The sequence below is a fragment of the Sorangium sp. So ce367 genome (assembly GCF_051520455.1).
GTDB lineage: Bacteria > Myxococcota_A > Polyangia > Polyangiales > Polyangiaceae > Sorangium > Sorangium cellulosum_B.
In genome coordinates this window covers 6,805,873-6,831,247 of the sequence record NZ_CP150334.1, presented here as the reverse complement: position 1 = coordinate 6,831,247, position 25,375 = coordinate 6,805,873, and the positions used below count along the sequence as shown (strand labels likewise).

29 protein-coding genes are annotated in these 25,375 nt (G+C 71.2%); 10 read left to right on the top strand and 19 right to left on the bottom strand.

Annotated features, from left to right (window positions below; translation table 11 throughout):
- Positions 1–211: 211 nt before the first annotated feature.
- A complete protein-coding gene (locus tag WME97_RS25875) occupies positions 212–895 on the bottom strand; it encodes a type 1 glutamine amidotransferase domain-containing protein (RefSeq protein WP_437540951.1) in 684 nt (227 codons plus the stop codon).
- A 219-nt stretch (positions 896–1,114) separates the two neighbouring features.
- On the opposite strand from WME97_RS25875, the gene WME97_RS25870 reads away from it, so the two are divergent.
- Positions 1,115–2,029 (top strand): LysR substrate-binding domain-containing protein, encoded by a 915-nt coding sequence (locus WME97_RS25870; RefSeq protein WP_437540948.1) that lies wholly within the window; start codon positions 1,115–1,117, stop codon positions 2,027–2,029.
- Positions 2,030–2,162: 133 nt separating this feature from the next.
- Positions 2,163–2,984, top strand: coding sequence for an alpha/beta fold hydrolase (locus WME97_RS25865; RefSeq protein ID WP_437540946.1), 822 nt, complete (start codon positions 2,163–2,165; stop codon positions 2,982–2,984).
- A gap of 43 nt (positions 2,985–3,027) precedes the next feature.
- On the opposite strand, the gene WME97_RS25860 is transcribed toward WME97_RS25865, so the two are convergent.
- Both WME97_RS25860 and WME97_RS25855 read right to left on the bottom strand, forming a co-directional pair.
- Positions 3,028–3,774 carry a hypothetical protein gene (locus WME97_RS25860; protein ID WP_437540943.1) on the bottom strand — a complete coding sequence of 249 codons (747 nt, stop codon included), beginning with the start codon at positions 3,772–3,774 and terminating at the stop codon, positions 3,028–3,030.
- A 125-nt stretch (positions 3,775–3,899) separates the two neighbouring features.
- Complete coding sequence (locus WME97_RS25855) at positions 3,900–4,565, bottom strand: hypothetical protein (protein WP_437540942.1); 666 nt, start codon at positions 4,563–4,565, stop codon at positions 3,900–3,902.
- 170 nt (positions 4,566–4,735) lie between these two features.
- Here WME97_RS25855 and WME97_RS25850 point away from each other — a divergent pair, with 170 nt between their 5' ends.
- Entirely contained in the window at positions 4,736–6,181 is a 1,446-nt protein-coding gene (locus tag WME97_RS25850) for a thioredoxin family protein (RefSeq protein WP_437540940.1), read from the top strand.
- 70 nt (positions 6,182–6,251) lie between these two features.
- On the opposite strand, the gene WME97_RS25845 is transcribed toward WME97_RS25850, so the two are convergent.
- Together WME97_RS25845 and WME97_RS25840 are read right to left on the bottom strand one after the other, a co-directional pair.
- Positions 6,252–7,157 carry a hypothetical protein gene (locus WME97_RS25845; RefSeq protein ID WP_437540938.1) on the bottom strand — a complete coding sequence of 302 codons (906 nt, stop codon included), beginning with the start codon at positions 7,155–7,157 and terminating at the stop codon, positions 6,252–6,254.
- A 179-nt stretch (positions 7,158–7,336) separates the two neighbouring features.
- Complete coding sequence (locus WME97_RS25840; RefSeq protein WP_437540936.1) at positions 7,337–8,182, bottom strand: aldo/keto reductase; 846 nt, start codon at positions 8,180–8,182, stop codon at positions 7,337–7,339.
- Positions 8,183–8,539: 357 nt separating this feature from the next.
- On the opposite strand from WME97_RS25840, the gene WME97_RS25835 reads away from it, so the two are divergent.
- Positions 8,540–9,421, top strand: coding sequence for an SCE4755 family polysaccharide monooxygenase-like protein (locus WME97_RS25835; protein ID WP_437540935.1), 882 nt, complete (start codon positions 8,540–8,542; stop codon positions 9,419–9,421).
- A 19-nt stretch (positions 9,422–9,440) separates the two neighbouring features.
- Here WME97_RS25835 and WME97_RS25830 read toward each other — a convergent pair whose 3' ends face one another.
- Entirely contained in the window at positions 9,441–10,346 is a 906-nt protein-coding gene (locus WME97_RS25830) for a PP2C family protein-serine/threonine phosphatase (RefSeq protein ID WP_437540932.1), read from the bottom strand.
- Between the two features lie 84 nt (positions 10,347–10,430).
- Between WME97_RS25830 and WME97_RS25825 the strand changes: the two genes are divergently transcribed.
- Complete coding sequence (locus tag WME97_RS25825; protein ID WP_437540930.1) at positions 10,431–11,327, top strand: phosphotransferase family protein; 897 nt, start codon at positions 10,431–10,433, stop codon at positions 11,325–11,327.
- A 178-nt stretch (positions 11,328–11,505) separates the two neighbouring features.
- Here WME97_RS25825 and WME97_RS25820 read toward each other — a convergent pair whose 3' ends face one another.
- The 10 genes from WME97_RS25820 to WME97_RS25775 all read right to left on the bottom strand — a co-directional run bounded on the left by WME97_RS25820 (position 11,506) and on the right by WME97_RS25775 (position 17,601).
- On the bottom strand, positions 11,506–12,123 hold the full coding sequence (locus tag WME97_RS25820) for a glutathione S-transferase family protein (protein ID WP_437540928.1): 618 nt from the start codon (positions 12,121–12,123) through the stop codon (positions 11,506–11,508).
- 126 nt (positions 12,124–12,249) lie between these two features.
- Positions 12,250–13,014, bottom strand: coding sequence for a YkgJ family cysteine cluster protein (locus WME97_RS25815; protein ID WP_437540927.1), 765 nt, complete (start codon positions 13,012–13,014; stop codon positions 12,250–12,252).
- 7 nt (positions 13,015–13,021) lie between these two features.
- Positions 13,022–13,705 (bottom strand): uracil-DNA glycosylase, encoded by a 684-nt coding sequence (gene ung, locus WME97_RS25810; protein ID WP_437540925.1) that lies wholly within the window; start codon positions 13,703–13,705, stop codon positions 13,022–13,024.
- 7 nt (positions 13,706–13,712) lie between these two features.
- A complete protein-coding gene (nth, locus tag WME97_RS25805) occupies positions 13,713–14,345 on the bottom strand; it encodes an endonuclease III (RefSeq protein WP_437540923.1) in 633 nt (210 codons plus the stop codon).
- Between the two features lie 57 nt (positions 14,346–14,402).
- Positions 14,403–15,554, bottom strand: coding sequence for a penicillin-binding transpeptidase domain-containing protein (locus WME97_RS25800; RefSeq protein ID WP_437540921.1), 1,152 nt, complete (start codon positions 15,552–15,554; stop codon positions 14,403–14,405).
- 139 nt (positions 15,555–15,693) lie between these two features.
- The gene (locus tag WME97_RS25795) at positions 15,694–16,032 is read right to left on the bottom strand and encodes a VOC family protein (protein WP_437540919.1); all 339 of its coding nucleotides are present in this window, start codon (positions 16,030–16,032) and stop codon (positions 15,694–15,696) included.
- A gap of 35 nt (positions 16,033–16,067) precedes the next feature.
- Positions 16,068–16,676, bottom strand: a complete 609-nt coding sequence (locus WME97_RS25790) for a YdeI/OmpD-associated family protein (RefSeq protein WP_437540917.1) — start codon at positions 16,674–16,676, stop codon at positions 16,068–16,070.
- A gap of 73 nt (positions 16,677–16,749) precedes the next feature.
- The gene (locus WME97_RS25785; RefSeq protein WP_437540915.1) at positions 16,750–17,010 is read right to left on the bottom strand and encodes a hypothetical protein; all 261 of its coding nucleotides are present in this window, start codon (positions 17,008–17,010) and stop codon (positions 16,750–16,752) included.
- Positions 17,011–17,121: 111 nt separating this feature from the next.
- Entirely contained in the window at positions 17,122–17,418 is a 297-nt protein-coding gene (locus WME97_RS25780) for a hypothetical protein (protein ID WP_437540913.1), read from the bottom strand.
- Positions 17,419–17,430: 12 nt separating this feature from the next.
- Entirely contained in the window at positions 17,431–17,601 is a 171-nt protein-coding gene (locus WME97_RS25775) for a hypothetical protein (protein ID WP_437540912.1), read from the bottom strand.
- Between the two features lie 364 nt (positions 17,602–17,965).
- On the opposite strand from WME97_RS25775, the gene WME97_RS25770 reads away from it, so the two are divergent.
- Together WME97_RS25770 and WME97_RS25765 are read left to right on the top strand one after the other, a co-directional pair.
- Positions 17,966–18,472, top strand: a complete 507-nt coding sequence (locus WME97_RS25770) for a hypothetical protein (protein ID WP_437540910.1) — start codon at positions 17,966–17,968, stop codon at positions 18,470–18,472.
- 339 nt (positions 18,473–18,811) lie between these two features.
- The gene (locus WME97_RS25765) at positions 18,812–19,666 is read left to right on the top strand and encodes a hypothetical protein (protein ID WP_437540908.1); all 855 of its coding nucleotides are present in this window, start codon (positions 18,812–18,814) and stop codon (positions 19,664–19,666) included.
- Positions 19,667–19,798: 132 nt separating this feature from the next.
- On the opposite strand, the gene WME97_RS25760 is transcribed toward WME97_RS25765, so the two are convergent.
- Together WME97_RS25760 and WME97_RS25755 are read right to left on the bottom strand one after the other, a co-directional pair.
- Positions 19,799–21,313 carry an arylsulfatase gene (locus WME97_RS25760; RefSeq protein ID WP_437540906.1) on the bottom strand — a complete coding sequence of 505 codons (1,515 nt, stop codon included), beginning with the start codon at positions 21,311–21,313 and terminating at the stop codon, positions 19,799–19,801.
- A 136-nt stretch (positions 21,314–21,449) separates the two neighbouring features.
- On the bottom strand, positions 21,450–22,265 hold the full coding sequence (locus WME97_RS25755) for a hypothetical protein (protein ID WP_437540904.1): 816 nt from the start codon (positions 22,263–22,265) through the stop codon (positions 21,450–21,452).
- Positions 22,266–22,647: 382 nt separating this feature from the next.
- Here WME97_RS25755 and WME97_RS25750 point away from each other — a divergent pair, with 382 nt between their 5' ends.
- The 3 genes from WME97_RS25750 to WME97_RS25740 all read left to right on the top strand — a co-directional run bounded on the left by WME97_RS25750 (position 22,648) and on the right by WME97_RS25740 (position 24,527).
- A complete protein-coding gene (locus WME97_RS25750) occupies positions 22,648–23,223 on the top strand; it encodes a hypothetical protein (protein WP_437540902.1) in 576 nt (191 codons plus the stop codon).
- A 308-nt stretch (positions 23,224–23,531) separates the two neighbouring features.
- Complete coding sequence (locus tag WME97_RS25745) at positions 23,532–23,927, top strand: hypothetical protein (RefSeq protein WP_437540900.1); 396 nt, start codon at positions 23,532–23,534, stop codon at positions 23,925–23,927.
- A gap of 105 nt (positions 23,928–24,032) precedes the next feature.
- Complete coding sequence (locus tag WME97_RS25740) at positions 24,033–24,527, top strand: hypothetical protein (protein ID WP_437540898.1); 495 nt, start codon at positions 24,033–24,035, stop codon at positions 24,525–24,527.
- Positions 24,528–24,575: 48 nt separating this feature from the next.
- On the opposite strand, the gene WME97_RS25735 is transcribed toward WME97_RS25740, so the two are convergent.
- Positions 24,576–25,124: an EF-hand domain-containing protein gene (locus tag WME97_RS25735; protein ID WP_437540896.1), complete on the bottom strand. Its 549-nt coding sequence runs from the start codon at positions 25,122–25,124 to the stop codon at positions 24,576–24,578.
- Between the last annotated feature and the right edge of the window lie 251 nt (positions 25,125–25,375).

The window sequence follows — 25,375 nt, the reverse complement described above, 5'->3', positions numbered from 1 at the left end:
CGCGCCCCGCCGCCGATCCCGGCGAACCCATGCTGCGACGGAATTGCTGGCCCCGTGTCACGAGGCTCGCGCCTGTCGGCGCCGCTCGCGGGCCCGGCCTGAGGCTGTCTCGCCTCCGCGGAGCGCTCCTGTCTTCCTCAACGTCGCACCGGCCTCCGATACCTGCTCTCGGACCTCGCCGCGCAAGTGAGCGCGTCGGGGGCACGACCCGTCAACGCGCCTCGGGGTGGAGCAGGCGGACCATCGCCTCGGCGACGCCCGCGGCCGACGCGGGGTTTTGCCCCGTCACCAGGCGCTCGGCGACGACGACCTGCTCCTGCCACGGCGCTGCAGGCTGGAAGAGCGCGCCGCGCTCGACGAGCCGATCCTGGAGAAGGAACGGCACCACGGCGTCGAGCTTCACCGCGCGTTCCTCTTCGTTCGTGAACGCGCTCACCGGCTTGCCGGCCACGAGGTACTGTCCGGACGAGAGGCGCACGTTCACGAGCGCCGCGGGCCCGTGGCACACGGCGCCAACGACGCCGCCGCGCTCGTAAATGCTCGCGGCGATACGCGCGAACGCCTCGTTGTCGGGGAAGTCCCACATCGTGCCGTGCCCGCCGGCGAAGAAGATCGCGGCGTAGCGAGACGGGTCGACGCTGGCCGCCGGCATGCTGTCGTGGAGGCGCCCCGCGAGCGCGCCGCCGTCGAGGAACGGAGCGCTGGCCGGTTCGGGCTTGTCGATGCCGTCGAGCGGCACGCGGCCGCCGCGCGTCGAGGCGAAGTCGACGGCGATCCCCGCCTTCGTGAACTCCGCGTACGGGTGCGCGATCTCGGGCAGGTAGGCGCCGGTGCTCTCCCCGGTGGCGCCCTTCTTGTCATGGCTGGTCATGGCGATGAGCACTCGCTGGTTCATCTCGTTCTCCTTGGCTTGCGTTTGGGTCGGGTGAGCGCTGTCGGGCGTTGTGCCGCCCGCGCACCCGGATGAGACGGCGAACAGGGCGGCGAGCAGCGTGGTCAACGCCGCGCGGCGCCCGGTGTGACGATCCGGAACGGTCATACCCAACACCTAGGCTCTCCGGCGCGAGCCCGGTAGACGACGACAGGGCGAAGCATTTGTACTAGGGTGTTGAGAATGGTCGCGCCTTCGCTCGCCGGCACGCTCCCGAACGTCGAGGCGTTCTGCCGCACCTACGAGACGGGGAGCTTCACCCGCGCGGCGCGGATGCTCGCCGTCACGCCGCAGGCGACGAGCCGGAGCGTCGCGCGGCTCGAGCGCAGGCTCGGCGTGACGCTCTTCCGGCGCACCACCCGGAGCCTCGCGCCCACCGACGAGGCGCGCCGCTATTACGAGCTGTGCACCCAGGCGCTCGCCCTCCTGTCCGCGGGGGAGCGCGAGCTCGCGAGCGAGCGCGCCTCCCCCGAAGGGCTCGTGCGCATCAGCGTCCCGACGACGTATGGCCACCACCGTTTGCTCCCGGCGCTCGGCGTGTTTCGCGAGCGCTACCCCGGCATACGCGTCGACATCCACGTGTCGAACCAGAACGTCGACTTCGTTCGGGAGGGGCACCACCTCGCGATCCGCATGGGAGCGATCGCCGACAGGACGCTCGTCGCCCGCAAGCTCGGCGACTTCGCGCTCGGCGTTTACGCGAGCAGCGGCTACCTGGCCCGCCACGGCGCGCCGCGCTCTCCCCCCGATCTCGAGAAGCACACGTGCATCGCGTTCCAGATGCCGCGCTCGGGTCGGGCGCTCCCGTGGGTCTTCCACCCCGGCCCGACCACGCTCGTCCCCGACGCCCACTACCGATGCTCGGAGGACGTGCTCGGCATCATCGGCCTCGCGCGCGCCGGCGTCGGGCTCGTGCAGACGTACGACTTCCTTGTCGAGGACGACGTCGCGCGCGGCACGCTGGTGCAAGTGCTCGTGCCGTTCCGCGGCGCGAGCCGGCCGTTCTCGCTGATTCACCCGAAAGGCACCGTCCTGTCGCCCGCCGCCCGCGCGCTCAAGGCGTTCGTCATCGAGCGCGAGGCGGCGCGCGTGAAGTGAGGGCACGAGCGCGGCCTGCCGCTTCACCATCGCCTACGCCAATCCGAGCCGAGCCGCCCGCGCGAACCGGGATCGGGCTGTGTTAACCTCGGCTCGAGTCGGCGCCTGTCATCCGATCCGAGAGGACCTCTTCGTGACCACCACGACGTACGCCGTCACCGTCCCCGACTGCGGGCTTGCCGATGTGACCGTCGCTGCCCGCGGCGAGGGGCGGCCGATCCTGCTGCTGCACGGCGGCGCCGGGCCTCAGTCGGTGGACCGCTTCGCCCAGACCCTCGCCAAGCGCGAACGCGCCCGGGTGATCGCGCCCACCCACCCCGGCTTCCGCGGCACCCCCCGACCGGAATGGTTGGACAGCGTCCCCGCCCTCGCCCGGCTCTACCGCGCCCTGCTCGATCAGCTCGACCTCACCGAGGTCACCGTCGTCGGCAACTCCATCGGCGGCTGGATCGCCGCCGAGCTCGCGCTGCTTGGCAGCCCCCGAATCCACGGCATCGTCCTCGTCGATGCCGTCGGCATCCACGTCGCCGATCAGCCCGTCGCCGACGTGTTCGGCTTGCCCAAGGGCCAGCTCGCCGAGCGTAGCTACCACGACCCCGCGCCCTTCCGCATCGACGTGTCCCGGCTGAGCGAGGCGCAGCGCGCCGCAATGGAGGCTTCGATCGCCAGCAACTTCGCCGCGCTGCGCATCTATGGCGGCAGCATGACGGACCCGACCCTGCGCTCCCGGCTGTCCGCCATCACCCTTCCCACCCTCATTGTGTGGGGCGACAGTGACCGCATCAGCACGCCCGACTATGGCCGCGCTTACGCGGCGGCCATCCCCGGCGCCCGCTTCGAGCTCCTCGCCGACACTGGCCACCTCCCGCAGATCGAGAATCCCGAAGCGTTGCTCACCCTGGTCTGGAGCTTCGCCGTCACCCACGCCACGAGGAAGCCGGCCGGCCGCGGTTAAGCGCGCTTCGGTCCCGCGGCCCGACCGTTCCACCGCACAGGTTCTAGCGGCGCTGCCGCTGCTCGGCGATCGCCGCTGCGGCCTCCGCCTCCGCCTCCGCCTGCACGGCGACGTCGTCCGGCAGCGCCTGAACCGCAGGGAACCGCACGCCGAACACGCCCGCGCCCGCGGCGACCGGCGCCACGCGCTCGCTCGTGGTCCGCGCGTCGAGCTCGACGATCCGGTTCACCGTGCGCTGCATGGCGATGGCGACGAACAGCCAGGTGATCGGGCCAGTCAGGAGCTGGATGTACGGGATGACGCTCGCCACACACGCCGCGATGACCAGGCCCCGCGGCACGCCGTCGGGCATGCCCCGCAGGCGGCACTGCAGGTTCACGCGATCACAGAGCCGGAGGCCGTTCCAGAAGATCCAGTAGTAGTTGAAGTACGGGGCGAAGTGCAGGCCGATGGCCTTCCCCACGGAGGGATCGTCGCGCTCTGCCTGCGGCAGCTGGGCGTGCATCGCGTTGAAGCGGATGAACGACACGATTCCGAACGTCACGATGTGCAGCAGCGCCGTGGCCCACACCGGAAACGCCTCGAGCTGATGCCGCGCGAGCGCGACCCGCTCGCCGGCGCCAAGCCCGGCCACGCCGCCGCGATACGTGTTGGAGGCAACGGGCTGCCGGCCGACGCGCTGCGCCAGCAGGGCGTGACGCATGGCCTCGTTCTGTCGGCGCAGGCGCTCGTTCTCGGCCTGAACGTCGTCGAGCTTGCCCGCGAGCGCGTCTCGATCGGAACGGAACACGGGGCAAGTATAGCGCCGCGCCCGGGCCCAGCAGGCCGAAGCGGAGGGCCGAGCGAGCGTTCACGCCCCCATGGCGCGCACGAGATGGAGAGCCGTGGCGCTCCCGGCGCAGGTCAGATGAAGTATCAGTCGCCGTCTCGGCCGCTGCCTGTGAATCCGTCTTCCCGGCGCGCGAAGAGGACGTTGAACGTCGTGAGCGTCCCGTAACAGCCCGTGATGTACGCCTGGAGCTGGACCTTCTCCGCGTCGCTCAGCCCCTCGTGCCCGTTGATCTTCTGCTCCAGCACGCGCAGCTTGTCGCGGAGCATCACGATCTTGTGGAAGAACACGTCGAGCGGGATGCGCTTCTCGGCCGTGCCCTCCTTCCCGGGCCGGAGCACGATCTCCCCGCCTTCCCAGCGGCCGCCGATCTCCGCGCGGCCGACGCCGAGCTCCTCGGACAGCACCTCGCGCAGCACACGGCGGAACTCGTCGATATCCATGTCGATGTCGATCTCCCTTGGCAGCGTCGAACGGGAGGGCTGCGGCGCCGCGCTCGGCCGGCGCTCCGGCGACGGGGCGCGCTCGGGCGCCCGCGGCCTGACGCCAGTGCCGCGCGGCTGGCCCGCCGCCCGGGGTGGCGGTGGCGGCGGAGGCGCGCCCTTGGCACGGTAACGGGCGCACGTCGCTGTCGCCTTGATCGGCGGCGGGTACACCTCGAGGGCGCACTCGCCGACGCGGCCGCGCGCTGGATCGTCGTGCGCCCGGGTGAATGCCGCGCAGCTGCCGCACCGACCCGCGTAATCGTTCACTGCGGCGGGACTGTACCAGCTTTGCGGCTGTCGGGGAGCGCCTTGTCGACGCGCCGAGGCGCCTGCCAGCGACGCCGCGATCCGGTCCCGGTGCCACGCTCGGTCCCGGTGCCGCGCTCGTCTGTCGCAGCGAGGGCGAGCCCGCCGCGGTTCGGCTACCATGTCTGGCCGTGCGTGCCCCGGCCCTGCTCCCCGCCCTCGTCTCCGCCGCCGCCCTCGCTGCCTGCGCCGCCGAGCCGCCGCCACGCGCGCCGGCGCCTCCGGCCGCCGCGCCGCCGCCGCCCGCCGCGGCGCCCTCGCCCGCTGCCGGGCCGGCGCCGGCGGCCGCGCAGCCGCCGCTCGAGTTCATCCACGACGACGTGCCTCGGGCGCGCGAGAAGGCCCGGGCCGAGGGCAAGGCGCTGTTCGTCGATGCGTGGGCGCCGTGGTGCCACACCTGCCTGAGCATGAAGCACTACGTGCTGACCGATCCGTCGCTGCGCCCGTTCGCCGATCGGGTGGTGTTCGCGGACGTCGACACGGATCGACCGGAGAGCGCGCCGTTCCTGGAGCGGCACGAGGTGACGGTGTGGCCGACGTTCTTCGTCCTCGAGCCGGCGGGCGGCGAGGTGATCGGGCTCTGGCGGGGCGCCGCCTCGGTCGAGGAGCTGCGCGAGCTGATCCGCGAGGCGCTGCTCGCGATGGATTCGCAGGCTGCGTCGGCGCTGCCCGCGGACGATCCGCACCGCCTGCTTGTCGAGGCGAAGCGGGCCCACAGCGCCGGGGACCACGCCGCGGCGGCGTCCGCCTACCGGCGCGCCCTGGCCCGGGGCGGAGAGGCCTGGCCGCGGCGCAGCGAGGCGCTGCTCGGCCTCCTGGCGGCGCTCTACCGCAAGAAGGACGCCGCGGCGTGCGCGGAGCTCGGCAGCGCGCACGTCGGCGAGGTGAAGGGCGCGGCGCTGCCCGCCGATTTCGCGAGCGTCCTGCTCTCCTGCGCGGCGGCGCTCCCTGGCGGCAAGGCCCAGCGGGCCGCGCGCGAGGCGGCGGTCGCCCGGCTGCGGTCGATCGTCGCGAGCCCGCCCGCGGACGCGAGCGCGGACGACAGGGCCGACGCGTGGGGCCTGCTCGCCGAGGGGCTCGAGGCGCTCGGCGACGCGGGCGGGGCCCGCGCTGCGAGCGAGTCGAAGCTCGCCGTGCTGGAGCGGGCCGCGAAGGAGGCGAAGACGCCCGAGGCGGCCGCCGCGTACGACTACGGGCGCGCCATGGCGTATATCGCGCTCGGCCGCGGCGAGGAGGCGGTCGCGATGCTCTCGGAGCGCGAGGCGCAGATGCCCGCCTCGTACGAGCCGCCCGCGCGGCTCGCGCAGGTGCTCCACGCGATGGGCCGCGAGGCGGAGGCGCTCGCCGCGGTCGAGCGCGCCATCGGGCGCGCCTATGGCCCGCGCCGGCTGCGCTACCTGAAGCTCCGCGCCGAGATCCAGCAGCGGCTCGGGCGGGGCGCGGAGCAGATCGCCACGCTGCGCGAGGAGGTGGCCGGCTACGAGGCGCTCCCGAAGGGCCACGCCAGCCAGACGGCCCTGGACGACGCGCGGCGGCGGCTCGCCGAGGCGGAGAAGGCCCAGCGCGGCAAGCGCTGACGGCGGCGCGCCGAGGCGGAGAAGGCCCAGCACGGCGCGGAGGAGCGCCGCCCGTGGCTTCCGGCGCCCGCTACGTCTCGGTGCCTACGACAAGGCCCGTCACGCGGAGGCGGTCGCTCGCGTGCTCCTCCGGGAAGATCACGGTGATGTCCATGTCGATGGTGGAGGGCATGGAGGTGCTCCCCAAGGTTCGCACCGTCAGGCTCCCGGTCGCGCTGGTCGCGCTCACGGCGGCGTCAGCTGAGCCCTGGGCGTCCGGCGCGCAGCTGGCCGCCCCCTTGCGCATCAGGATGCGCGACACACGCCACTCCTCCGGGACCGTGACGACGTCGAACCCCACAGGCGACTGCCTGCTCGGCGCCTCGGCGTAGAGCACCACGCAGAGGTCCGCCTCTGGCCGGGCCCTGTAGACGGTGAGGTGATCGAGCCCGCCAGGCCAGTAAGAGGCGGTGTAGCGGCCGACCTCGGGCTCGATGCAGGAGGCATTCGCCGAGACATCCACCCCGGCCTGCTGCGCAGCGCACGCATTGCAGTAGAACTGGTTGTCGCACCCGCAGACGCCCGGGCAGTCCTCCGGGCACCCCCCGGGTCGGGGGGTGCACCGGCCTGTGGTGTCGAACGTTCCGCACGAGTCGTCGGGGAAGTCGCAGAAGTCCTCCTTGCCGCAGATCCCGCCGCTTCGCCCGCCGCATGCGAGCGGTGTCGCGCCGCTCGACGTCGAGCTGACGGAGCCCCCAGCACTGCCGGTGCTACCGCCGTTGCCGGTGCTGCCGCTGTCTCCGGTGCTACCGCCGTTGCCGGTGCTGCCGCTGCCGCTGTCGCCGGTGCTGCCGCCGTTGCCGGTGCTGCCGCTGCCGCTGTCGCCGGTGCTGCCGCCGTTGCCGGTGCTGCCGCTGATGGACGGTATATCGACCGCGCCATCGCAGGCGGCGAGAAGAAGCCCGAAGAGAAGTGAGGATAGGCGCGCGTGGCTCATACGCGCAGTATGGCATGCGCGCCGGCCCGCCAAGAGCAGCCATGCCGTTCGCCGGAGCCGAGCGTGGCCCGCCAAGCTCCTGAAGGAGAACGCGGCCAAGATTCCAGAAGACGCCAAGGTAGAATTCCAACCTTGGTGTCTTCTGGCGTTCTCACGGTTTCATCGACTTACCGTCCGCTTCACAGCGTCGGCAGCACGCCGCGATCCCGGCCGAGCGGGAAGGCCGTCTCGAGGCGGGCGATGTCCTCGCTGCTGAGGCGCAGATCGCCCGCTGCCGCGTTGTCGAGCGCGTGCGCGGCGCTCGCGGCCTTGGGGATCACGAAGATCGGCTGGCGGCGGAGCAGGAAGCGCAGCGCGACCTGCCACGGCGTCGCGCGGTGGGCGGCGGCGATGGACGCGAGCACCCTGCCCGCCGCGCTGTCCGGCGCCGGGAACCGGCCCGAGCCGAACGGGCTGTAGGCGACGACCGCGATGCCGTGCCGCTCGCAGAGCGGCAGCACCCGGTGCTCGATCGACCGCTCGAGCAGGTGATAGAGCACCTGGTTGCAGGCGATCTCGCGCGCTCCGGCGATGGCGATCGCCTTCGACAGCTCCGCCTGGTCGAAGTTGCTGACGCCGAAATACCGGATCTTGCCCCGGTCCCTCAGGTCCTTGAAGGCGCGGAACGTCTCCTCGAGGGGGTGCGGCCCGGGCCAGTGGAGGAGGTAGAGGTCGAGCCGGTCGGTGCGGAGCTGCTCCAGGCTGCGCTCGCACGCCGCGATCGTGCCGGCGTAGCTCGCGTTGCTGGGCAGCACCTTGGAGACAAGGAACACCTCGTCGCGGCGGCCGGTGATCGCCTTGCCGACGAGCGCCTCGACAGCGCCCGAGCCGTACATCTCCGCCGTGTCGATGTGCGTCATGCCCGCGTCGATCCCCCGCCGGATGGCGTCGATGCAGGCCGCCTCATCGTCCATCTCCATCTGCCAGGTGCCCTGTCCGACGACCGGGATCTCGACGCCAGTAGAACCGAGTGCGCGTTGCTCCATGATGATGAACCTCCGCTTTTGTCACCGGGGCGGCACGCGCCGCCCCCGCCCCGCCGGCAGAGCCGGGCGGGGCCCCACCCCCACGCGGTCCGTGCTGGCCTCCCTTCACGGAGAGCCGCATGGACACAGAGTTTTCTACCTGATCGGCGTTCCAGAGGCGCCCCTCCGCCCCGGGTGGGATCGCTGAATTCACCACGAAAAGCAAGCTCGAGCGCCTTCACTGGGCTGAGCCCGGCGGTTCGCGACGTCGGTCGCTGGCGCCTTGTCCATAGAAAATTCCTTGCTTGAGGACGTCGCAGACAGACGATGAGCCGCTGTGTAGATTGCGCTGCCCGCGGGCTCCGAGGAGGTGGATCGATGCGTTGCAAGCTGATGGGATCGTTCGTGCTGGCCGCCGTGATGTCGTTCGCTGGCGTGAGCCGCGCGCACATCGACCTCACGTCCCCCGCGCCGAGGCACGCGGACGACCAGCAGAAGGTGTCGCCTTGCGGTGCTCGCGGCGATGCGCGGGGCGAGACAGTCACCGTGTTCGAGCCGGGGGAGACCATCACGGTGACGTGGAACGAGACGATCGATCACCCCGGGCATTTCCGGATCATGTTCGACGACGACGGCTTCGATGATTTCCCGGAGCCGGCGAACGAGAACGATCTCTGCGAGCCGGGGGTGGACAAGGGCTGCCTGCTCGACGGCATCGCCGACAAGAAAGGAGGGGCGTATTCGGCGGAGGTCACGCTCCCGGACGTGGAGTGTGACAACTGCACGCTTCAGCTCATCCAGGTCATGACGGACAGGAGGCCAGCCACCCTGTACTACCGTTGTGCGGATCTGGTGCTCAAGTCCTCCGACCCTGGCGCCGCGACGAGCGCCGCGAGCTCTGGCGCCGGCACGGGCGGCGGCGCGACGGGCGCGGGCGGGGACGCGGCGACGAGCGCGAGCAGCAGCGCCGCGGCGGGCGCAGGCGGAGACGCGACGACGGCCGCGGGCACGGGCGGGGGCGCGACGACAGGGGCGGGCGCGGGCACGGGCGGGGGCGCAACGACGGGCGCTGGCGTTGACGAGGGCTCTGGCGCGGCGGAGGACGACGGCGGGTGCAGCTTCGGCGGCGCGGCGGGCGGGGCTCCGATCTCGGCGGGGCTCGGCGCGCTCGCCGCCCTTGCGCTCGCGGCGCGCGGGCGGAGGCGAGGCCGGCTGGCGCCGCGGCAGGACGTTGCCTGTCGCGGGTCGCGGCGCTCGTGATCGCGGGGCCGGCGCGCCGTCAGGAGCGGCGCGTCGGCCCTTCCGAGAACCTGGCGATCTCGATGATCTCCGCGGCGCGGTCGCTGGCCGGCGGAGCGAGCCAGGGGCCGTCGAACCGCGTGACCAGCGCGGTCACGTTGTCGCGGCCTCCGGCGGCGAGCGCGGCGTCGATCAGGGCGCTGGCGGCCGCCGCGGGGTCGGGGTGGGCGTCGAGCGCGGCGGCGATGTGCCGATCGTCGACGAGGTCGCTCAGCCCGTCGGTGCAGAGCAGCAGGGTGTCCTCGCGGCGGAGCTCGACGGCGGAGAGCGCGATCCTGAGGTGTTCGCGGAGCCCGAGCGCCTGGAGCATCACGCCCCTGTGCTCGAAGGTGGCGGCCTCTTCGGGCCGCAGCTTGCCGCTGTCGAGCAGCGACTGGAGGAGGGTCTGGTCGCGGGTGAGCTGGGTGAGGACGCCGCTGCGGAGGAGGTAGGCGCGGCTGTCGCCGACCTGCGCGAGCAGGAGGCGCTCATCGCAGAGCGCGGCCACGGTCACCGTGGTGCCGCTGTTCCGGTGCTGTGAGCTCCGGCGGGCGTTGTCGCGGACGGCGCGCCCGGCCTCGCCGATCGCCTCGAGGAGGCTCTGCTCGAGGGCGTCGCTCGATCGGGGCGCGGAGCGGGTGAGGATGGCGTGGACGATGCGCGCCGCGAGCCGGCTCGCCGCGTCGGGGGACGACGCGCCGCCGGAGCCGTCGTAGACGCCGAGCGACAGGGCGAGCGGCGGCGCGACGGACGCCTGGGCGGCCGCGGGCCCGTGGGCGAGCCCGCGCGCGAGATCGCTGATCAGGAAGGTGTCCTCGTTGTGCTCGCGGCTGAGGCCCACGTCGGTCCGGGCCGCCACGGCGATCGCCGCGGCGTGTTCGACGGGGGACTTGCGGTACACGGGCATGCGCGCATCGTACCGCGGGGGCGCTGCCCGAGGGAGGGCGCTCGACGCGCGGCGCGCCTCGTGCCTGAAATGAAGAGAGACCGCATGAGGCTGCTTCCCAACCCCGAGCGCGCGTGGGAGCGCGCCGCGCACGTCCAGACCCTCGCGCGCGCCGAGATCGAGCGGCGGATCCCGCCGTTCACGGGCGAAGCGGAGGTGCTCTCCGGCGGGCACGCCAACGTGAACGTGCGCCTCGGCGCCGAGCGCGTGCTGCGGGTGTACCGCCGAGACGCGGCGGCGGCGCCGAAGGAGGCCAGCCTGCTCGCGCGGGGCTGGAGGTCGTTCCGCGTCCCGGCGGTCCTGTCGGCGGGTGACGATTTCCTCGTCCTCGAGCACGTCCCGCACGTTCCGCTCCAGGACACCGCGACGTGCGGCGCTGCGGTCGGGCGCGCGCTCGCGGAGATTCACGGCGTCGGCTACGACAGCGCGGGTTTCCTGGGGCCAGAGCTCGCCGTCTCCGTGCCGTTCGCCGACTGCATCGGCGCGCTGCGGGGTCATGTGGACGCGGTCCTCGACAGGCTGGCTCCTGCCCTGCGCGGCGAGCTGAGCGAGCGCGTGCGCGCGTTCCTCGACGCGAACACGGAGGCGCTTCGCGCGCTGGCGTCGGCGCCCGTGCTCCTCCACGGCGATTTCAAGGCGTCGAACCTGCACTGGCTGTCGTCGGGCGAGCTCCTCGTGCTCGACTGGGAGTTCGCGTACGCGGGACCGAGCCTGATGGACGTCGGCCAGCTCCTGCGCTGGAGCCCGGGGCCCGAGTTCGTCGCGGCGTTCGCGGGCGCTTACCGCGAGAGCGCGCCGCTTCCCGAGGGGTTCGAGCGCTGGGCCGCGGCGTTCGATCTGTTCAACCTGGTGGGGCTCCTCGACGGGGTGGCGCCAGAGACGCGCCGGGCGATCGATGTCCGTGGCCGCATCCTTCAGACCACAGGGGGAAGCGAGCGCTGAGGTGGCTTGAAGATGTCGAACCCGACATGGCTCGACAGTGCTTCTTGGCGGGCGTGGCGGGCGCCGCAGCCTGGAGCGTCGTTTTCGTGATGAGCGCGGAGCTCCACGCGTAAATGTGCTCGCGGCGGATCTTCCGCTCTATCGTGGAAGACGCCCGCTCAGGGCAGGCCGGCAGGCGTCAGGACGACACCTTCACCCAGGCAGGCCGCTCGCTGATCCGCTTCCACCACGCCGCGACGTTCGGCCGATCGGTGATGAGCTCCCCGAGCTTCGACACAACGAGACACTGGAGGTACGGCATCCACGAGATGTCGGCCAGCGAGTAGCTCGATCCCGCGAGGTACTCGTGGCCGGCCAGCGCCTTCTCGACCGCGTCGAGCGCCTTCGAGACCTCGGCCTTGGACGCATCGACGATCGCCTCGTCGCCCGGCTTGCCCTGCATCGGCAGGAAGACCCGCTGGAAGCAGATCTTGACCGCCGGCGTGCCGAAGTACGACTGCTCCACGCTGAGCCACTGATCCATGAGCGCCCTGGCCCTGAGCTCGGTCGGCGTCAGCGAAGCTCCCGGAAGCTTGTGATCGAGGTAACGCATGATCGCCCTCGACTCGTAGAGCGTGAAGTCCTCGTCCTCGAGCACCGGGATCACGCCGAAGGGGTGGCGCGCGAGGTGCTCGGGCTGCTTGTGCGCGCCCTTCATCAGGTCGACGAGCACGAACTGCGCCTCCTGGCCCTTCTCGGCGAGCACCGTCAGGACCTTGCGCGTACACGTGCTCATGGGATGTCCGTAGATCTTCATCGCGTCTCCTTAGACATGTGTTCCGTCGCGAGGCGCCGACCGGCGGCGGCCCCCACGGCACGCTAGCCTAAACGGATTTCTCGGACCGCGAGCGCCCAGATGACGCGGGCCGACCGCGGCGCGCGATCAGCCCTCGCGCCGCCGATCCTCCTGCCACTCGGCGTCGCGGGCCGCGGCGAAGACAGGGAGGCGCGCGAGCCACCGCTCGCCGGCGTTCGGGCGCTCGAGCGCGATGCGCAGGGCCGCGATCAGCTCGAGCGGCGCGGCGTCGAGGCCCTGCTCCTTCGCAGCCCATCCCAGCCCGGCGAGGACGGCGTTGGCGACCTCGTATCCCGGGCGGTGCATCGGCGCCGTGGGCACGGACGCGGGCGCGGCGAAGTGGCGCTCGCACGCGGCGGCGTCGAGGGAGCCCCAGGCCGCGCACACGATCGGGCGGACGGCGTGGATCGAGCAGGCGCCGCGCTCGTCGAGCAGCGGGCAGGGGACGCCGGCCTCGGCGCGTTCCAGGCGGGAGAGCCCGCGCGTCGCCGCGTCGGCGGCGCGGACGCGCTCCTCCAGCGCGGCGAGCTCCGCCTGGCTCCGCGTGGCGCGCAGGTGGGCCGCGATGCGGAGCACCTCCGGCGCCAGCACGAGCACCTTGCTGACGCAGCAGGTCGCGCAGCCGGCCTTGCAGGCGATGGGCCGATCGGGCGGCTCGGCGGCGACCGACGCCCCCTGCAGCGCCTCGGCCCGCGCGAGCGCCGAGGCCGCGGCCGACACCGCGCCGGCCTCGGTGCGCGCGGCGAGCGACAGCGCGAGCGCGGCGCGCTCCCCGTCGGCGATCCCCTCGAGGACGGCGGGGGTGTACCGCGTCCCGGGGGCGAGCGGCAGGGAGCGCTTCCGCCGCGTCATCGCGGCGCTACGCCGACTCCGGGAGCCGCCAGTCGATCTCGTCGGTGCCGCGGGCGCGGAGGGCGCTGTTGATGGTCGAGAACGGCTTGCTGCCGAAGAAGCCGTTCCTCGCCGACAGCGGCGAGGGATGCGCCGTCTTGATGACCGTGTGGCGCTTCGCGTCGATGAGCTTCGCCTTCTTCTGTGCGTAGCCGCCCCAGAGCACGAACACCACCCCGTCGGGCCTGTCGTTGACCTTCTTGATGACCGCGTCGGTGAACGACTCCCAGCCCTGGTTCTTGTGGGAGTTGGGCGTATGCGCCCGGACGGTGAGCACGGTGTTCAGCAGCAGCACCCCCTGGGTCGCCCACGTGGTGAGGCAGCCGTGCCTCGGGATCGTGAAGCCCGGCAGATCCGAGACCGCCTCCTTGTACATGTTGGCCAGCGACGGCGGCGGCGTGATGCCCGAGCGCACGGAGAAGCACAGCCCGTGGGCCTGCCCGTCGTCGTGGTACGGATCCTGGCCGAGGAGCAGCACGCGGACGTTCTCGTACGGCGTGAGCTTGAACGCGGCGAAGACGTCCTCCTCCGCCGGAAACACCTGGTGCGCCTTCCGCTCGTCCTCGACGAAGCGCGCCAGCTTCTTGAAGTACGGCTGCTCGAGCTCTCCGGCGAGCACGCGCTCCCACGAGGCAGGTAGATCGATCTTCATCTCTCGTTCAGACCCCTTCCTTCGGACAGAACTCGCTCATCCGGCACTCCCCGCACTTCGGCTTCCTGGCGACGCAGGTGTAGCGGCCGTGCAGCACCAGGGCAGGGCCGAAGAACGTCCATTGGTCCTTCGGCACGATCTTCATCAGATCCTCCTCGATCTGCTCGGGCTTCTCGCGCTTCGAGAGGCCGATGCGCCCGCTGAGGCGAGCGACGTGGGTGTCGACGATGATCCCCGAGGGGATGTCGAACGCCGTGTTGAGCACGACGTTCGCCGTCTTCCTGGCCACGCCCGGCAGCGAGGTGAGCCCGGCCATGGTCGCGGGCACCTCGCCGCCGAAGCGCGCGACGAGCTCCTTGCACGCGGCCTGCACCGTCTTCGTCTTCTGGCGGTAGAAGCCGGTCGGCTTGAGCTCTTCCTCGAGCTCCGCCGTGGGCGCGTCGGCGTACGCCTGCGCCGTCGGGTACTTCGGGAAGAGCGTGGCGGTCACCCGGTTGACGCGCTCGTCCGTGCACTGCGCGGCCAGGATGGTCGCGACGAGCAGATCGAGCGGCGTCTTCCAGTCGAGCTCGTAACGCGCGTCGGGGTACTCCTGGCGTAGTTGCTCGAGGAGGAGGGGGATGCGGTCTCGGGCGTTCATGGGGGGTCGTTGCAGCGTAACCCAGCCCCGGGCCGCCCGTCAGCGGGGCTCGGCGCCTCAGCGACGCCGGGCGACGGGCCCCGGGCGTCTCCGGCCGAAGTAGATCTCGAGCAGCTCGCGCCCCACGAGGTTCGCCTTGGTGCGCCACGCGATGTCGTTGGCCAGCATCACGGAGACCGCGATCTCGGGGCGATCCGACGGCGCGAACGAGGCGAACCACGAGAACATCCGCGACGGGCTGCCGCCGACCAGCGTGCCGGTCTTGGCGGCGACGGGCATGGCGCCGAGGGCGCGGGTGCCGTCGGGCTTGCGGAACGCCTTGGCGCAGGTGCCCCGCCGCGTCGTGACCTCGAGCATCGACCGGAGGGTGCGCGCGACGTCGGCCCGGAGGCCGCGGCCGTCGGAGCTCCGCGGCGCGAGGGCGCCCGCGTCTCGGCGGTCCTGCGCGTCGTGCGTGCCCGGCGGCGCGAGCAGCGAGAGGCGGACGCGCTCGCCGTCGTTGGCGATCGTCTGCATGGCGAACAGCGCGCCGAGCGGGCTGAGCCGCCCACTCCAGAAGCCCGCGGCGGCGCGGGCGAGGCCGAGCCCGTCGGCCGGGACGTGGGCGGTGCTCGGCGCGACGGGGATGTCGATGGGCACCTCGCCGTCGAAGCCGAGGTCGCGGGCCTTGTTGCGCAGGTCGTCGGCCGTGAGGTGCTGGCCTGCGAGGCGGGCGAAGACGCCGTTGATGCTGCGGCCGAGCGCCTCGCCGAAGACGGTGCAGGTGGCGCCGCGGCCCTCCAGATCGGCCGCGGTGATCGCGCTCATGCCGCCCGTGTAGCAGACGGGCGTCGCGATGTTCACCTTGCGGCCCTCGAGCAGCGCCGCCGCGGTGACGATCTTGAAGAGGCTCGCGCTCGGGGCGAGCGGGGTGGCGACGTAGTCCCGGTCTCCGCGGCTCGCCCACACGAGGATGCGGCCGGTGCGGACGTCGGAGGCGACGATGGCGCCCTCGGGGGCGCCGGAGCGGGCGAGGAGGCGCTCGGCGGCGCGCTGGAGCTCGGGATCGAGCGTGAGGCGCACCTGCTTGCCCGACGCGCCGACCGTCGCGTGGACCGCGCCGGCCTCGACGTGGAGCTTTCGGACGCCCGGCGGGGCCGAAGATGCCGTCGCCGGCGCGATCCCGACGGCGATCGCGGCGGCGAGCGCGAGGAAGAGACGCGATCGCACCCCGCGGAGATGCCAGGGGGCGCGCGGGAGGGCCAAGTTCCGCGCGCTGGTCGCGACGGGTGGCTCGTCGCCCAGCGAGGAGGGGCGGGGGCGGCTCGTGAGGTGCCGCGCCCGCTCCCCGGCTTTGCCCTGGAGCGGCTCAGCGTTCTTGTTCCAGGGCGATCCGATGGCCATCGGGATCGATGACCGTCACCGGCGAGCTGCCATCGGAGCCGACGGCGCCGACCACCGCGCCCAGCGCTCGGAGCGACTCCAGGATCCGATCGAGGTCGGAGACGACGAGCCCCAGGCGGAGACCGGACGTCGGCCTGTCCGAGAGCGGATAGAGCTCGAGGATCATCCCACCCACGTCGCACGAGTAGTGCTTCGGTCCGTTGCCGTGTTGCTCCGGTGACAAGCGCAGGCCAAGGCCTTCGTAGAACCGCCGCGAGCGCTCGAGGTCCGCGCACCGGAGAACCACGTAGGCAACACGTTGCACGCTCATTGGAGGGGAGCCGCGCGCGCTGACCGAGGTCAGCGCCGCCCTTCCGGCACGATGGTCTCACCGCGCGCCAGCATCGCCACCAGCGTCTCGATCTTCTTCGCGCGCCCGGCGGGCGTCTTCACGTTGCTCATGCGAAACGCCAGCGCGAAGATGTTCTGGCGTCCGAGGGTCTGGAACGTCTTGCGTGCCCGTGGGTTCGCCTCGATGGCCGCGCGAAGGTCGTCGGGAAGGGTGGCTTCGGTCGCGCGGCGGATGGGGGCGTAGGCGGCCTCCCAGCGGCCATCTGCCCTCGCGGCGTCGACCTGCCGCTGGCCGTGCGGGGTCATCCGGCCGGCCGCTGTGAGCCGAGCGATGTGATCCCTGTTGATCTGGCTCCAGACGCTCCTCGCCTTGCGAGGGGTGTACCGCTGCAGAAACGAGACCTCGTCGAAGGATTTCCGGATGCCGTCAATCCACCCCCAGCACAGGGCCACGTCCAGCGCCTGCGCGTAGGTCACCGTCGGCACGCCCGAGTCCTTCTTGTGAATCTTCAGCCACAGCTCGGTCTCGCGGGCGTGGTTCGCGGCCATCCAGCCTTCGAATGCCGCCTCGGTGGGGAAGCTCTTGATCTTGTCTGGATTGGGAATGATCGGCGCCATGAAAAAGGTCCTGGTTAAAGCCTATCGATCAAGGAGCCAAGGGGGGCCGGCGCGCCGGGTCCACGGCGACGGCTTAGGCATCATCGTTTCCCCACCGCCAGCGGGGAGGTTCACCCTTGAGCCAGCAGATGGCGATCAAGGCCGCTGTGAGGACAGATACGTAGATGATGTAGACAACGATCCCCCTTGTAGCGCGAATGAACGGAATGCCGCCAAGGACTAACGCGAAATAGATGAGGAGGACGACCCAGCCTTGCCATGCAGAGGGCAGGCCCCACCCCCAACCGTAGCGCTTGGCGGGAAACCAATACTTAGGAGTGTCAGTAGAAGACATGCGAACCCTCCCTGCCCATATGATGCCTAACAAGCGGTCGACTGGTCAACCGCGTTCCTTCTCGGCGCTCATGGTTCGCTCCAGTAGACATGCTCATCCGCCCAACTACTATCATGCGAGCCCACGCGTCCTCTTCAAGCACGAATCCAACGCACACCTGTGGTCAGCCTCGGAGACGAACGGCTCGACATCTGGTGGGAAGCGATATGGCGCACCGGAACTCCCGCTCTTGACCTTGAGCGCCTCGCAGAGACGCTGCACTCTCTTCAGGTGGCCGCCCGATTGCGGCAGATTTTGGGCCGATTCGGTGAGCACGAACACATCGGTATCCCAGACTAGACGGTGCTGCCGGAGCCGCGCCAGCGCACCGTTGAGCTCGCCCGAGGTCACGATTGCGTTGTTGACCATGTCGGCAGCGGATCACCTCCTGCCCAGGGCCAGGCTCTCGAGAGGGGCGACGATCTCGACGCGGCTCCACACGTCGCCCTCGCAGGAGCCCTCGGCCTCGATCCAGGCACGGCACTGCGCGCACTCGGTATAAATCTCGAAGTGCTCGGGCAGCCGGAAGCGCTCGCGGTCGGACGCCGACAACGCGCACTCCTCGTCGACGCGCTGCCGCGGCGACGAAGGCACCCCCTGCACCCATTCGAAGAGGCTGCAGGGACCGTCCTCTCCTTGCCAGCCGTCGAGCGTCGTCCCACACCTGGGGCAAGCGAGCTGCCTATCAGGTCGACGTGTTCTCCTGTACTGCCTGTGGTGGCAGGATGCGTCCTTCAGGTGCTGTGGCTGAGGCAGCGATGGCGAGGGAAATCCTCGAGCGGTCCGGGCTTCCGCTGAAAGCTCTGGAATGCCGAGCGCGCGAGCCCACGGAAGGGCTGGCCCGGTCCGACGGGCCCGCGCGCGGGAGGCGCGGCGGTCGTCGCCGAGCGCCGGGTCTGGTAGGGTGCGCGCAGAGGTGCCTGTGCTCAAGCTGCCGAAAGATCTCGTCGCCGATCCGCGCCATGACGCGGTGTCCGAGCTCCTCACCAAGCATGCGGGTCTCTTGTGGGAGAGCGGCCGGAACCAGGTGGCGACGCTCCCGATGACCGACGCCCTGGCGGCGGAGCTCCGCGGCGCGCTCGCGGCCGAGCACGCCTGCCACGGCCTCGAGCTCATCGCCGACAAGCTCGCCAGGGAGCAGAAGGGGCTGGACGCCGCGGCCAGGCGGGCCCCGGAGAGCCCGCGGAACGCCCGCGCGTCCCGCATCCTCTTTCTCGCGAGCGACGGCAGCACCCGCTTCTATCGCGACTGCGACGCGCTCCTCTCCCGCTACCCCCAGCGCCTCCTGGCCTGCCGGCTCGAGATCGCCGGCGAGGCGCTGGGCGAGAAGCTCACGGGGAGCGCAAGGCTGATCCGGAGCGTGCTTGTCCTCGACAAGAAGGTCGCCGCCAGAGCGCTGCTCGCCCTGCTCCCGCCGGGCTGACCCCCTGCTCCCGCCGAGCTGACGCCCGACGGCGCCACAGCACGTTCCAGCGCAGCGCGCCCGCCATCTACGCGGAGTTCGCTTGCAGGCAGCACCGTCGGCGCGGCCTCTGGAGGGGCACGCCTCTGCGCCTGGAGGTCCTGGCCTCCAGGCCACAGCCTCCACACCGGCGCCTGGAGCATTTTAGCAGGGCTGTCGGCGTGCTCCCGTTCCGGCGCTCGCTCCACGAGCGCCCGCTCAAGATCACCGCAAATCCATGCCCGTCGAGCCGGCACGCTGCGTGCTCAGGAGGAAGGACAGTCCGTCGATCCATCAATCCCCGAACGGAGAGAACCCGTCATGAAATCTACCGCATTCATCCTCAGCAGCCTTGTTGTTCCCTTCGCCCTCGTCGGTTGCGTCTCGGACTCCGAACCTCACGACGAGGGGCACATGGACGTCGAGGAGGCCGCCGCCTTCCCCGAGGCAGCCCGCGCCCCGGCGGAGGTGCAGCCGTCCGAAGGCATCGGCGCGCAGAACACCGCGCCGGACGCGGACGCCCTCGCCCAGCAGGCGCTGAGCCCCGCCGGGAAGTCTTCCGCGGAGATCGTTGTCGGCTCCGGCGGCGCACAGTCCCTCGTCCTCCTCCAGCTCCCGATCGTCAACCTGCTTATTAACCCCGGCTTCGAGAACGCGCAGGCCGGCATTCCGTCGGGCTTCATCGATCATGGCAACGCCAACGCGTCATGGTTCGCCGGCTGGGGCACCGCGGCGGACTCCTGGCCTGCCACGAGCAATGACCTGAACTACGGCGCCATCGCGACATGGCTCAAGACCGACGTCGTGCACACCGCCAACAAGCGCAGCCTCCTCGTGTCGGCGACGACGACCAACGGCGGCATCGCCCAGCAGTACTGGACATCCGCCAGCCCGCCGCCGAACAACGCCTACCTGCGGTTCAGCGTCTGGGTCTATACCGTGACGGGGCAGGTGACGATAGGGCTCGGCAGCGGCGGGACGGGTTATACCACCAGGACCTCGACGCAGACCGGAAAGTGGGAGTACCTCCAGACCTGCGGCACGTCGTTCAACAACGAGGTCTATATCTACACGATCGGCGGGCCGGCCGTGTACTACGTGGACGACGCCAACGTGTCGGCGACGCCTTCGCCCCTCCTCGACCAGTATTGCTCGCCCGGCGCCGTCGTCTTCTGATCCATGCCGCCGCCGCTCGGCGCGCCATGCCGAGCGAGCCGGCGTCAAGAGGTCGTGGGGGTCTCGCTCGAACTCGCGGGGCTTCGCCGCGAGACGCGCGGCGGCGGCGGGAAGGGCGGGGTCGCCCCGCCATCAGTCTCCATGGATGCGGTTCTGAACGAGCTTTTCCATCACGCGGTCGAGGTTGAACGCCGCCGGCTTCTGCCGGGGAGGAAACCGCTCGAACGACTCGAGGAGCTTCGCGACGTACGCCTGGCAGGGCACGACGAGGAACACGTGGTCGAGGACCCAGTCCCAGTACGTGTTCGAGCCCTCGTCGGCCCGCTCGAACGGGTCGCGACGGAGGTTGAAGATCTTCGGAATCCGCAGCTGGACGAAGGGCTCGGCCCAGAGCTGCAAGCGCGTGGCGCGCTGCTCCATGAAGACGAGCTTCCAGTCGTCATAACGAATGGCCAGCAGATCGCCGTCGTCGCCCACGTAGAAGAACTCCTTTCGCGGGCTCTCCGCCACATTCCCGGTGAAGTAGGGGAGCATGTCGTAGCCGTCGATGTGCACCTCGAACTTCTTGCCGCCGGCCTCGTGGCCGCGGAGGAGCTTCTCCTTGATATCGGGGACGCCCGCGGCGGCGAGCAGCGTCGGCAGCCAGTCCTGGTGGGAGACGATCCCGTTGAGCACCGTCCCGGCCGGGATCTTCCCGGGCCACCTCACGAACGCCGGCACGCGGAACGCGCCCTCCCAGTTCGTGTTCTTCTCGCTGCGGAAGCAGGTGATGCTGGCGTCCGGCCAGGTGTTGAAGTGGGGCCCATTGTCCGTCGAGTACAGGACGATGGTGTCGTCGGCGATCCCGAGCTCGTCGAGCTTGGAGAGGATCTTGCCGATGTACTCGTCATGCTCGACCATCACATCGTTGTAGTCGCCCTGGCCGCTCTTCCCGCGGACATTCTGCTTCGGGTGCGTGCGGAAGTGCATGTGAGTGGTGTTGTACCAGACAAAGAAGGGGTTTCCGTCGCGGTGGGCGCGCTCGAGGAACTCGAGGCACCGGTCCGTGATCTCGTCGTCGATGGTCTCCATCCGCTTCCGCGTGAGCGGGCCGGTGTCCTCGATGCGGCCGTCGGCGAAGCAGTGGAGCACTCCCCGCGGCCCGAACCGCTTGCGGAACGCTGGATCCTTGGGGTAGTCGGGGTGCTCCGGCTCTTCCTCGGCGTTCAGGTGGTAGAGGTTGCCGTAGAACTCGTCGAAGCCGTGGTGCGTGGGCAGGTGCTCGTCCCGGTCGCCGAGGTGGTTCTTGCCGAACTGCCCGGTCACGTAGCCGAGCGGCTTCAAGAGCTCGGCGATCGTCGGGTCCTCGGGCCGGAGGCCGACCTCGGCGCCGGGCATCCCCACCTTGGTGAGCCCGGTGCGCATCGGGTTCTGGCCGGTGATGAACGCGGCTCGGCCAGCGGTGCAGCTCTGCTGACCGTAGTAGTCGGTGAAGGCGAGCCCCTCCTCCGCGATGCGATCGATGTTCGGCGTGCGATACCCCATCATCCCGCGGCTATGGAAGCTGATATTCCAGATGCCGATGTCGTCTCCCCAGAGGATGAGCACGTTGGGCTTGCCATCGCGCTTCTTCGTCGTCTTCGGAGCAGCCGTACCAGGTGCAGACATGGCGATGGAATGGCACACGAAGGGTGTCCGACAAGTCGGGAGAACCCGCATCGGGCGCACCGAACACGGGCTCCGCTGTCCGCCGCCGCTTGACCCCGTGGTGGACGGTCGCCTTCGTGCTGTCCGGACGCATCGCTCAATCGGTGCAGCACGGCGCCCCGCCGGGCGCGTCGCAGGTCGCCGGATCGTCGCTGCACGGCAGCCCCCAGGCCACGGTGGCGCCGAGGACGACCTCCACCTGCGCCGTATGCTTCGTCGAGCCGTCGTCGTTGCGCGCCTCCGCCGCGAGGATCACGTGGGTCCCCTCCTTGAGCACCGTGTCCGGCTGCCACTGCCTTCCGGGGAGGAACGCGATGAGCCCGAACGCGTGCGGGAACTCCCCGGGGAGGAGCTCGACCATCCCCTCCTGCGGCACGCCCGGCGGGAACAGGTCCCCGGTCGCAGGGTCCTTGACGCTGTACCGCACACGGACCCTCGTGCCGCAATCGCTGCAGCCGACGGCGAACCAGAGGTGATATCCCCCCTGGGGCCCGGTGATCACCGGGAGCGTGGCGCCCTCCTCGATGCTCTCGAAGCAGGTCTCGCCGGTCCCTATCTCGAACACCGCGGGGTCGGTCGGCAGGCGGCACCCGCCGCCGCCGCCCGCCCCCGTGGAGCCGCCGCCGCCGCCTTCCCCCGTGGAGCTGCCGCCTTCTCCAGCGGAGGTTCCGCCGCCTTCCCCTGTGGAGCCGCCAGCGCCCGATCCATTCGAGCTTCCGCCGCCGCCCTCGCCGGTCGAGGTGCTGTCGACGCTCCCCTCGCTGGTGGAGCTACCGCCGCCGCCCTCGCCGGTGGAGCCGCCGCCGCCCATCGCGTCCGCCTCGACGCTCGAGCCGCAGTGGAGACACAGCAGCGCAAGGGTGAGCACGGGAGTCGCTTGCCAGCGGGTCAATGCGCGAAGGAAAGATCTCATGGGGAGCACCTGGAGCACGCGAGGGCGCTGCAAAGGGGAGAGCCGGAGCGCTGCCTCCTTCAGGCGCGATGTCCCGGAGGGCCGCGGCGGGCTCGACGCGAGCGTCGGCCCTGGCAGACGTGGCAGCAACCGTTCCATCGCCGCTCCGCGCAATCCGGGCGCTTTCCCGAGCGTGCTCGCCAGCGCGCTGCGCCACGTGTGCCAGGCGCAGACAGCTCTGGCACAGGGACCAGGCGCCCACGGCCCGGCCGGCGCGGCGTGCGCGCTGGAGAGGTGCGGCGACGGCGCGCCCGGCCCCGGCGGGCGTCTTCGAGACCCACGCCGTGCCTCGGCGCGCTATGGTGTTGTCTCCCGGCCGGGCGCCGGGGGTTCCTTGCTGCCCATGCCGACGACCCGCCTGTTGCACAGCGCCGAGATCCCCCAGGCCGACAACCTCGCGAACGTGCGGCGCGTGCTGGAGGCGCTCTCGGGAGGGGTGACCGAGAAGGAGCGGATCTCCGAGCAAACGGGCATCTCCTTGCGCCACGTCGGCTATGCGCTCGCCGCTGCCCGCGTCCTCGGCTGGCTCGGCGACGACGGCGCCTCGATCACGCCCACGGCACGCGAGCTTCTCGCCACCTCGTCCGGCTCTGCCGACGAGCGGACGCACCTGCGGCGCGCGATCTTCGCGTGCGAGGTCGTGAAGGAGGTCGCGCCGGATCTCTTCGAGCCCGCGGCGCCGACGCGGGAGGCGCTCGCGCGGCGCATCTTCCGCTTCACCGCGGGCATTGGGAAGGAGACGGCGCGCCGGCGCGCGCAGACCCTGCTCGCCTGGCGGAGCCAGGTGCTGGAGCGGCAGCTCCCGCTCTTTCCGAAGCGCCCGAGGAAGCGCGGCGCCGCGGCCGCAGCGAGCGCTGGCGAGGAGACAGCGCCGGGCGAGGAGACGGGGCCGAGCGAGGATTCCGCGCCGCGCCGCTGACGGGCGCCTGGCGCGGTGGGGGTACCTCGAAGCTTCGTCGTTCGCCTCGGAGCTACCGCCGCCGGCGGCTTGCGCGCGGGGCGCGCCGCCCGCAGCGCGTCGGCGCTCAGCGGGTGGCGGGCGTCCTTGCCCTGGCCCTGGTGCGGCGCCGGCTTGCCCCCCGTTCCGCCCTCCCTACGCGCCCCGCGATCTTTTCCAGGAGAGGCAGCCCGGCAGGAGGATCCTGCTGTTCCGGGTCGGCGAAGGCGCATAACCTCGGAGTCCCGTCGCGCGGCGCCCTGCGAAACCGCGCCGAGAAGGACGAACGCATGAACCCTTATGCACCTCCGACCGCATCCATCGAGCCTCACGCCGCGAGCGTCGAGCAGATCAGCCCGGAGCGGCGCCTCGAGATCCAGAAGAAGCTGAGTCGCTTCAGCACCTTGAGCTTCCTCTTCGGGTTGCCGGGGATCGTGCTGCAATCGGTAGGTCGCGCGACGGACAACGCTGCCATCTCGCTCCTCGGCGTCGCCCTGTTCATCACCGCCCTCGTGTATTACGCGAAGATGCGCGGCCGGAGCGGCGCGTGGGGGATCGTCGGGCTGGGCACCTGCATCGGCCTGGCGCTGCTCTACTTCCTGCCGAAGCACTGCCTGAACTGCGAGGCGAAGCACTCGTACCGATCGAAGGGTTGCGATCGCTGCGGCGCGCCGCTCGGCTCTTGATCGCCGGCGCTCGCCGGCGTGCCGCGGATCGCGGCGCCGCGGCAGGCGGACCGCGGGCCTCGATCTCGGGCCCCGCGCGGCCCTGCAAGGGGTAGGATGCCGCCCATGAACCGCGTTTCCAGGATGATGACGGTCACGGCGATCGCCCTCGCGGCGGTCGCAGCCGGCTACGGGCTCCTGAGCTCGCGCGTTTCCGACCCGAAGACGCTGGTAGGCCGCGTCTGGATCGAGCGGCTTCCGAAAGGCGACACGGACCTTGTCGAGCTCGTCGTGCTGCTCGCCGACGAGCCGATCGGCATCTTCCGGCGTTCGTCTCAGTACGAGGGCTCGTTTGCCCTGTTTCGTTACGAGCTCCGCGGCAACGACAAGGTGCAGCTGCTCTTCCCGCAGGACAAATCGAGGCACGAGGTCGCCTTCGATGCGCGGCCGTGCGACGTGAAGGGCTTCGACTACTGCCTCGATCTGAGCGGCGCTCCGCGGGGCGCGGCGAAGTACTACAGCCGGAAGGACTGGGAGATCGAGGGGAGCGACCTGCCGGCGCTGGAGAGCGCGCTGCGAGCGCTCGGCGATGAGCTGCTCCGGTCCGCGCCGGAGCCATGAACGGAGCAGGCCGGCCACCGCTGTCCGCGTCGCGCGCTCTCCTTGGAGCTACCGCGCTGCGGGCGGCTTGTGCGCGGGGCGCGCCGCGCGCAGCTCGTCGGCGCTGACCTTGCCGTCGCGGTTCGCATCCGCCGCCTTGACCCGCTCCCAGCGCTTGTCACCCACCTCGTCCCTGGTGAGGAAGCCGTCGCCGTTCTTGTCCTTCTTGGCGAAGCGCGCCTTGTGCTTCGCCGCCCGGTCCTTCATGCGCAGCTCGGCGTGCGCCTTGAGCTCCTCGGCCGACAGGGAGCCGTCGTTGTTGGTGTCGGCCTTGCCGAGCCGCTTCTGCGCCTTCTCGGGGAGCTCAGCGACGGTCAGCTTGCCGTCGCCGTTCTTGTCGAAGCGCTTGATGAGGCGAGCCGGGTCCTTGGGGCCGTGCTGGCGGCGGGCGTCCTTGCCCTGGCCCTGGTGCGGCGCCGGCTTGCTCCCCGTGCCACCCGCGTCGTTCGCCGCGTAGGCCGCTCCGCCGCCGGCGAGGACGGCCGCGGCAAGGAAGCTGCCGAGGACGAGGCGACGGAGCGCGGTGTGGGTCTTGTGGGAGAAGAGGGCGAGGGTCATTGGGTCGTGCTCCTTGGTGCAAGGGCCAGCGTGTTCTTGCCGGCTTCTGTTCGTGAGACGAGCCCCGGGCCGCCCTCCCTACGCGCCCCTCGATCTTTTTTCAGCGGGCGCGGCCGTGGCCCACGGCACCTCGCTCGGCGCCGGCCCGCCACCACCCGCCCGTGGGCAGGGGCCGCGCGCGGCCGCTGGTGTGAGCCTCCGCGCATCGCATCGAGGTCGCAGCGTCGGCTCCGGTCGACGGACGCTGAGAT

What these genes read in the sequence shown, in the direction of transcription:
- WME97_RS25875 (WP_437540951.1), bottom strand. Translation starts at nt 895, where the DNA reads ATGAACCAGCGAGTGCTCATCGCCATGACCAGCCATGACAAGAAGGGC.
- WME97_RS25870 (WP_437540948.1), top strand. Translation starts at nt 1,115, where the DNA reads ATGGTCGCGCCTTCGCTCGCCGGCACGCTCCCGAACGTCGAGGCGTTC.
- WME97_RS25845 (WP_437540938.1), bottom strand. Translation starts at nt 7,157, where the DNA reads ATGAGCCACGCGCGCCTATCCTCACTTCTCTTCGGGCTTCTTCTCGCC.
- WME97_RS25840 (WP_437540936.1), bottom strand. Translation starts at nt 8,182, where the DNA reads ATGGAGCAACGCGCACTCGGTTCTACTGGCGTCGAGATCCCGGTCGTC.
- WME97_RS25835 (WP_437540935.1), top strand. Translation starts at nt 8,540, where the DNA reads ATGCGTTGCAAGCTGATGGGATCGTTCGTGCTGGCCGCCGTGATGTCG.
- WME97_RS25830 (WP_437540932.1), bottom strand. Translation starts at nt 10,346, where the DNA reads ATGCCCGTGTACCGCAAGTCCCCCGTCGAACACGCCGCGGCGATCGCC.
- WME97_RS25825 (WP_437540930.1), top strand. Translation starts at nt 10,431, where the DNA reads ATGAGGCTGCTTCCCAACCCCGAGCGCGCGTGGGAGCGCGCCGCGCAC.
- WME97_RS25820 (WP_437540928.1), bottom strand. Translation starts at nt 12,123, where the DNA reads ATGAAGATCTACGGACATCCCATGAGCACGTGTACGCGCAAGGTCCTG.
- WME97_RS25815 (WP_437540927.1), bottom strand. Translation starts at nt 13,014, where the DNA reads ATGACGCGGCGGAAGCGCTCCCTGCCGCTCGCCCCCGGGACGCGGTAC.
- ung (WP_437540925.1), bottom strand. Translation starts at nt 13,705, where the DNA reads ATGAAGATCGATCTACCTGCCTCGTGGGAGCGCGTGCTCGCCGGAGAG.
- nth (WP_437540923.1), bottom strand. Translation starts at nt 14,345, where the DNA reads ATGAACGCCCGAGACCGCATCCCCCTCCTCCTCGAGCAACTACGCCAG.
- WME97_RS25790 (WP_437540917.1), bottom strand. Translation starts at nt 16,676, where the DNA reads ATGGCGCCGATCATTCCCAATCCAGACAAGATCAAGAGCTTCCCCACC.
- WME97_RS25785 (WP_437540915.1), bottom strand. Translation starts at nt 17,010, where the DNA reads ATGTCTTCTACTGACACTCCTAAGTATTGGTTTCCCGCCAAGCGCTAC.
- WME97_RS25780 (WP_437540913.1), bottom strand. Translation starts at nt 17,418, where the DNA reads ATGGTCAACAACGCAATCGTGACCTCGGGCGAGCTCAACGGTGCGCTG.
- WME97_RS25765 (WP_437540908.1), top strand. Translation starts at nt 18,812, where the DNA reads ATGAAATCTACCGCATTCATCCTCAGCAGCCTTGTTGTTCCCTTCGCC.
- WME97_RS25760 (WP_437540906.1), bottom strand. Translation starts at nt 21,313, where the DNA reads ATGTCTGCACCTGGTACGGCTGCTCCGAAGACGACGAAGAAGCGCGAT.
- WME97_RS25755 (WP_437540904.1), bottom strand. Translation starts at nt 22,265, where the DNA reads ATGAGATCTTTCCTTCGCGCATTGACCCGCTGGCAAGCGACTCCCGTG.
- WME97_RS25750 (WP_437540902.1), top strand. Translation starts at nt 22,648, where the DNA reads ATGCCGACGACCCGCCTGTTGCACAGCGCCGAGATCCCCCAGGCCGAC.
- WME97_RS25745 (WP_437540900.1), top strand. Translation starts at nt 23,532, where the DNA reads ATGAACCCTTATGCACCTCCGACCGCATCCATCGAGCCTCACGCCGCG.
- WME97_RS25740 (WP_437540898.1), top strand. Translation starts at nt 24,033, where the DNA reads ATGAACCGCGTTTCCAGGATGATGACGGTCACGGCGATCGCCCTCGCG.
- WME97_RS25735 (WP_437540896.1), bottom strand. Translation starts at nt 25,124, where the DNA reads ATGACCCTCGCCCTCTTCTCCCACAAGACCCACACCGCGCTCCGTCGC.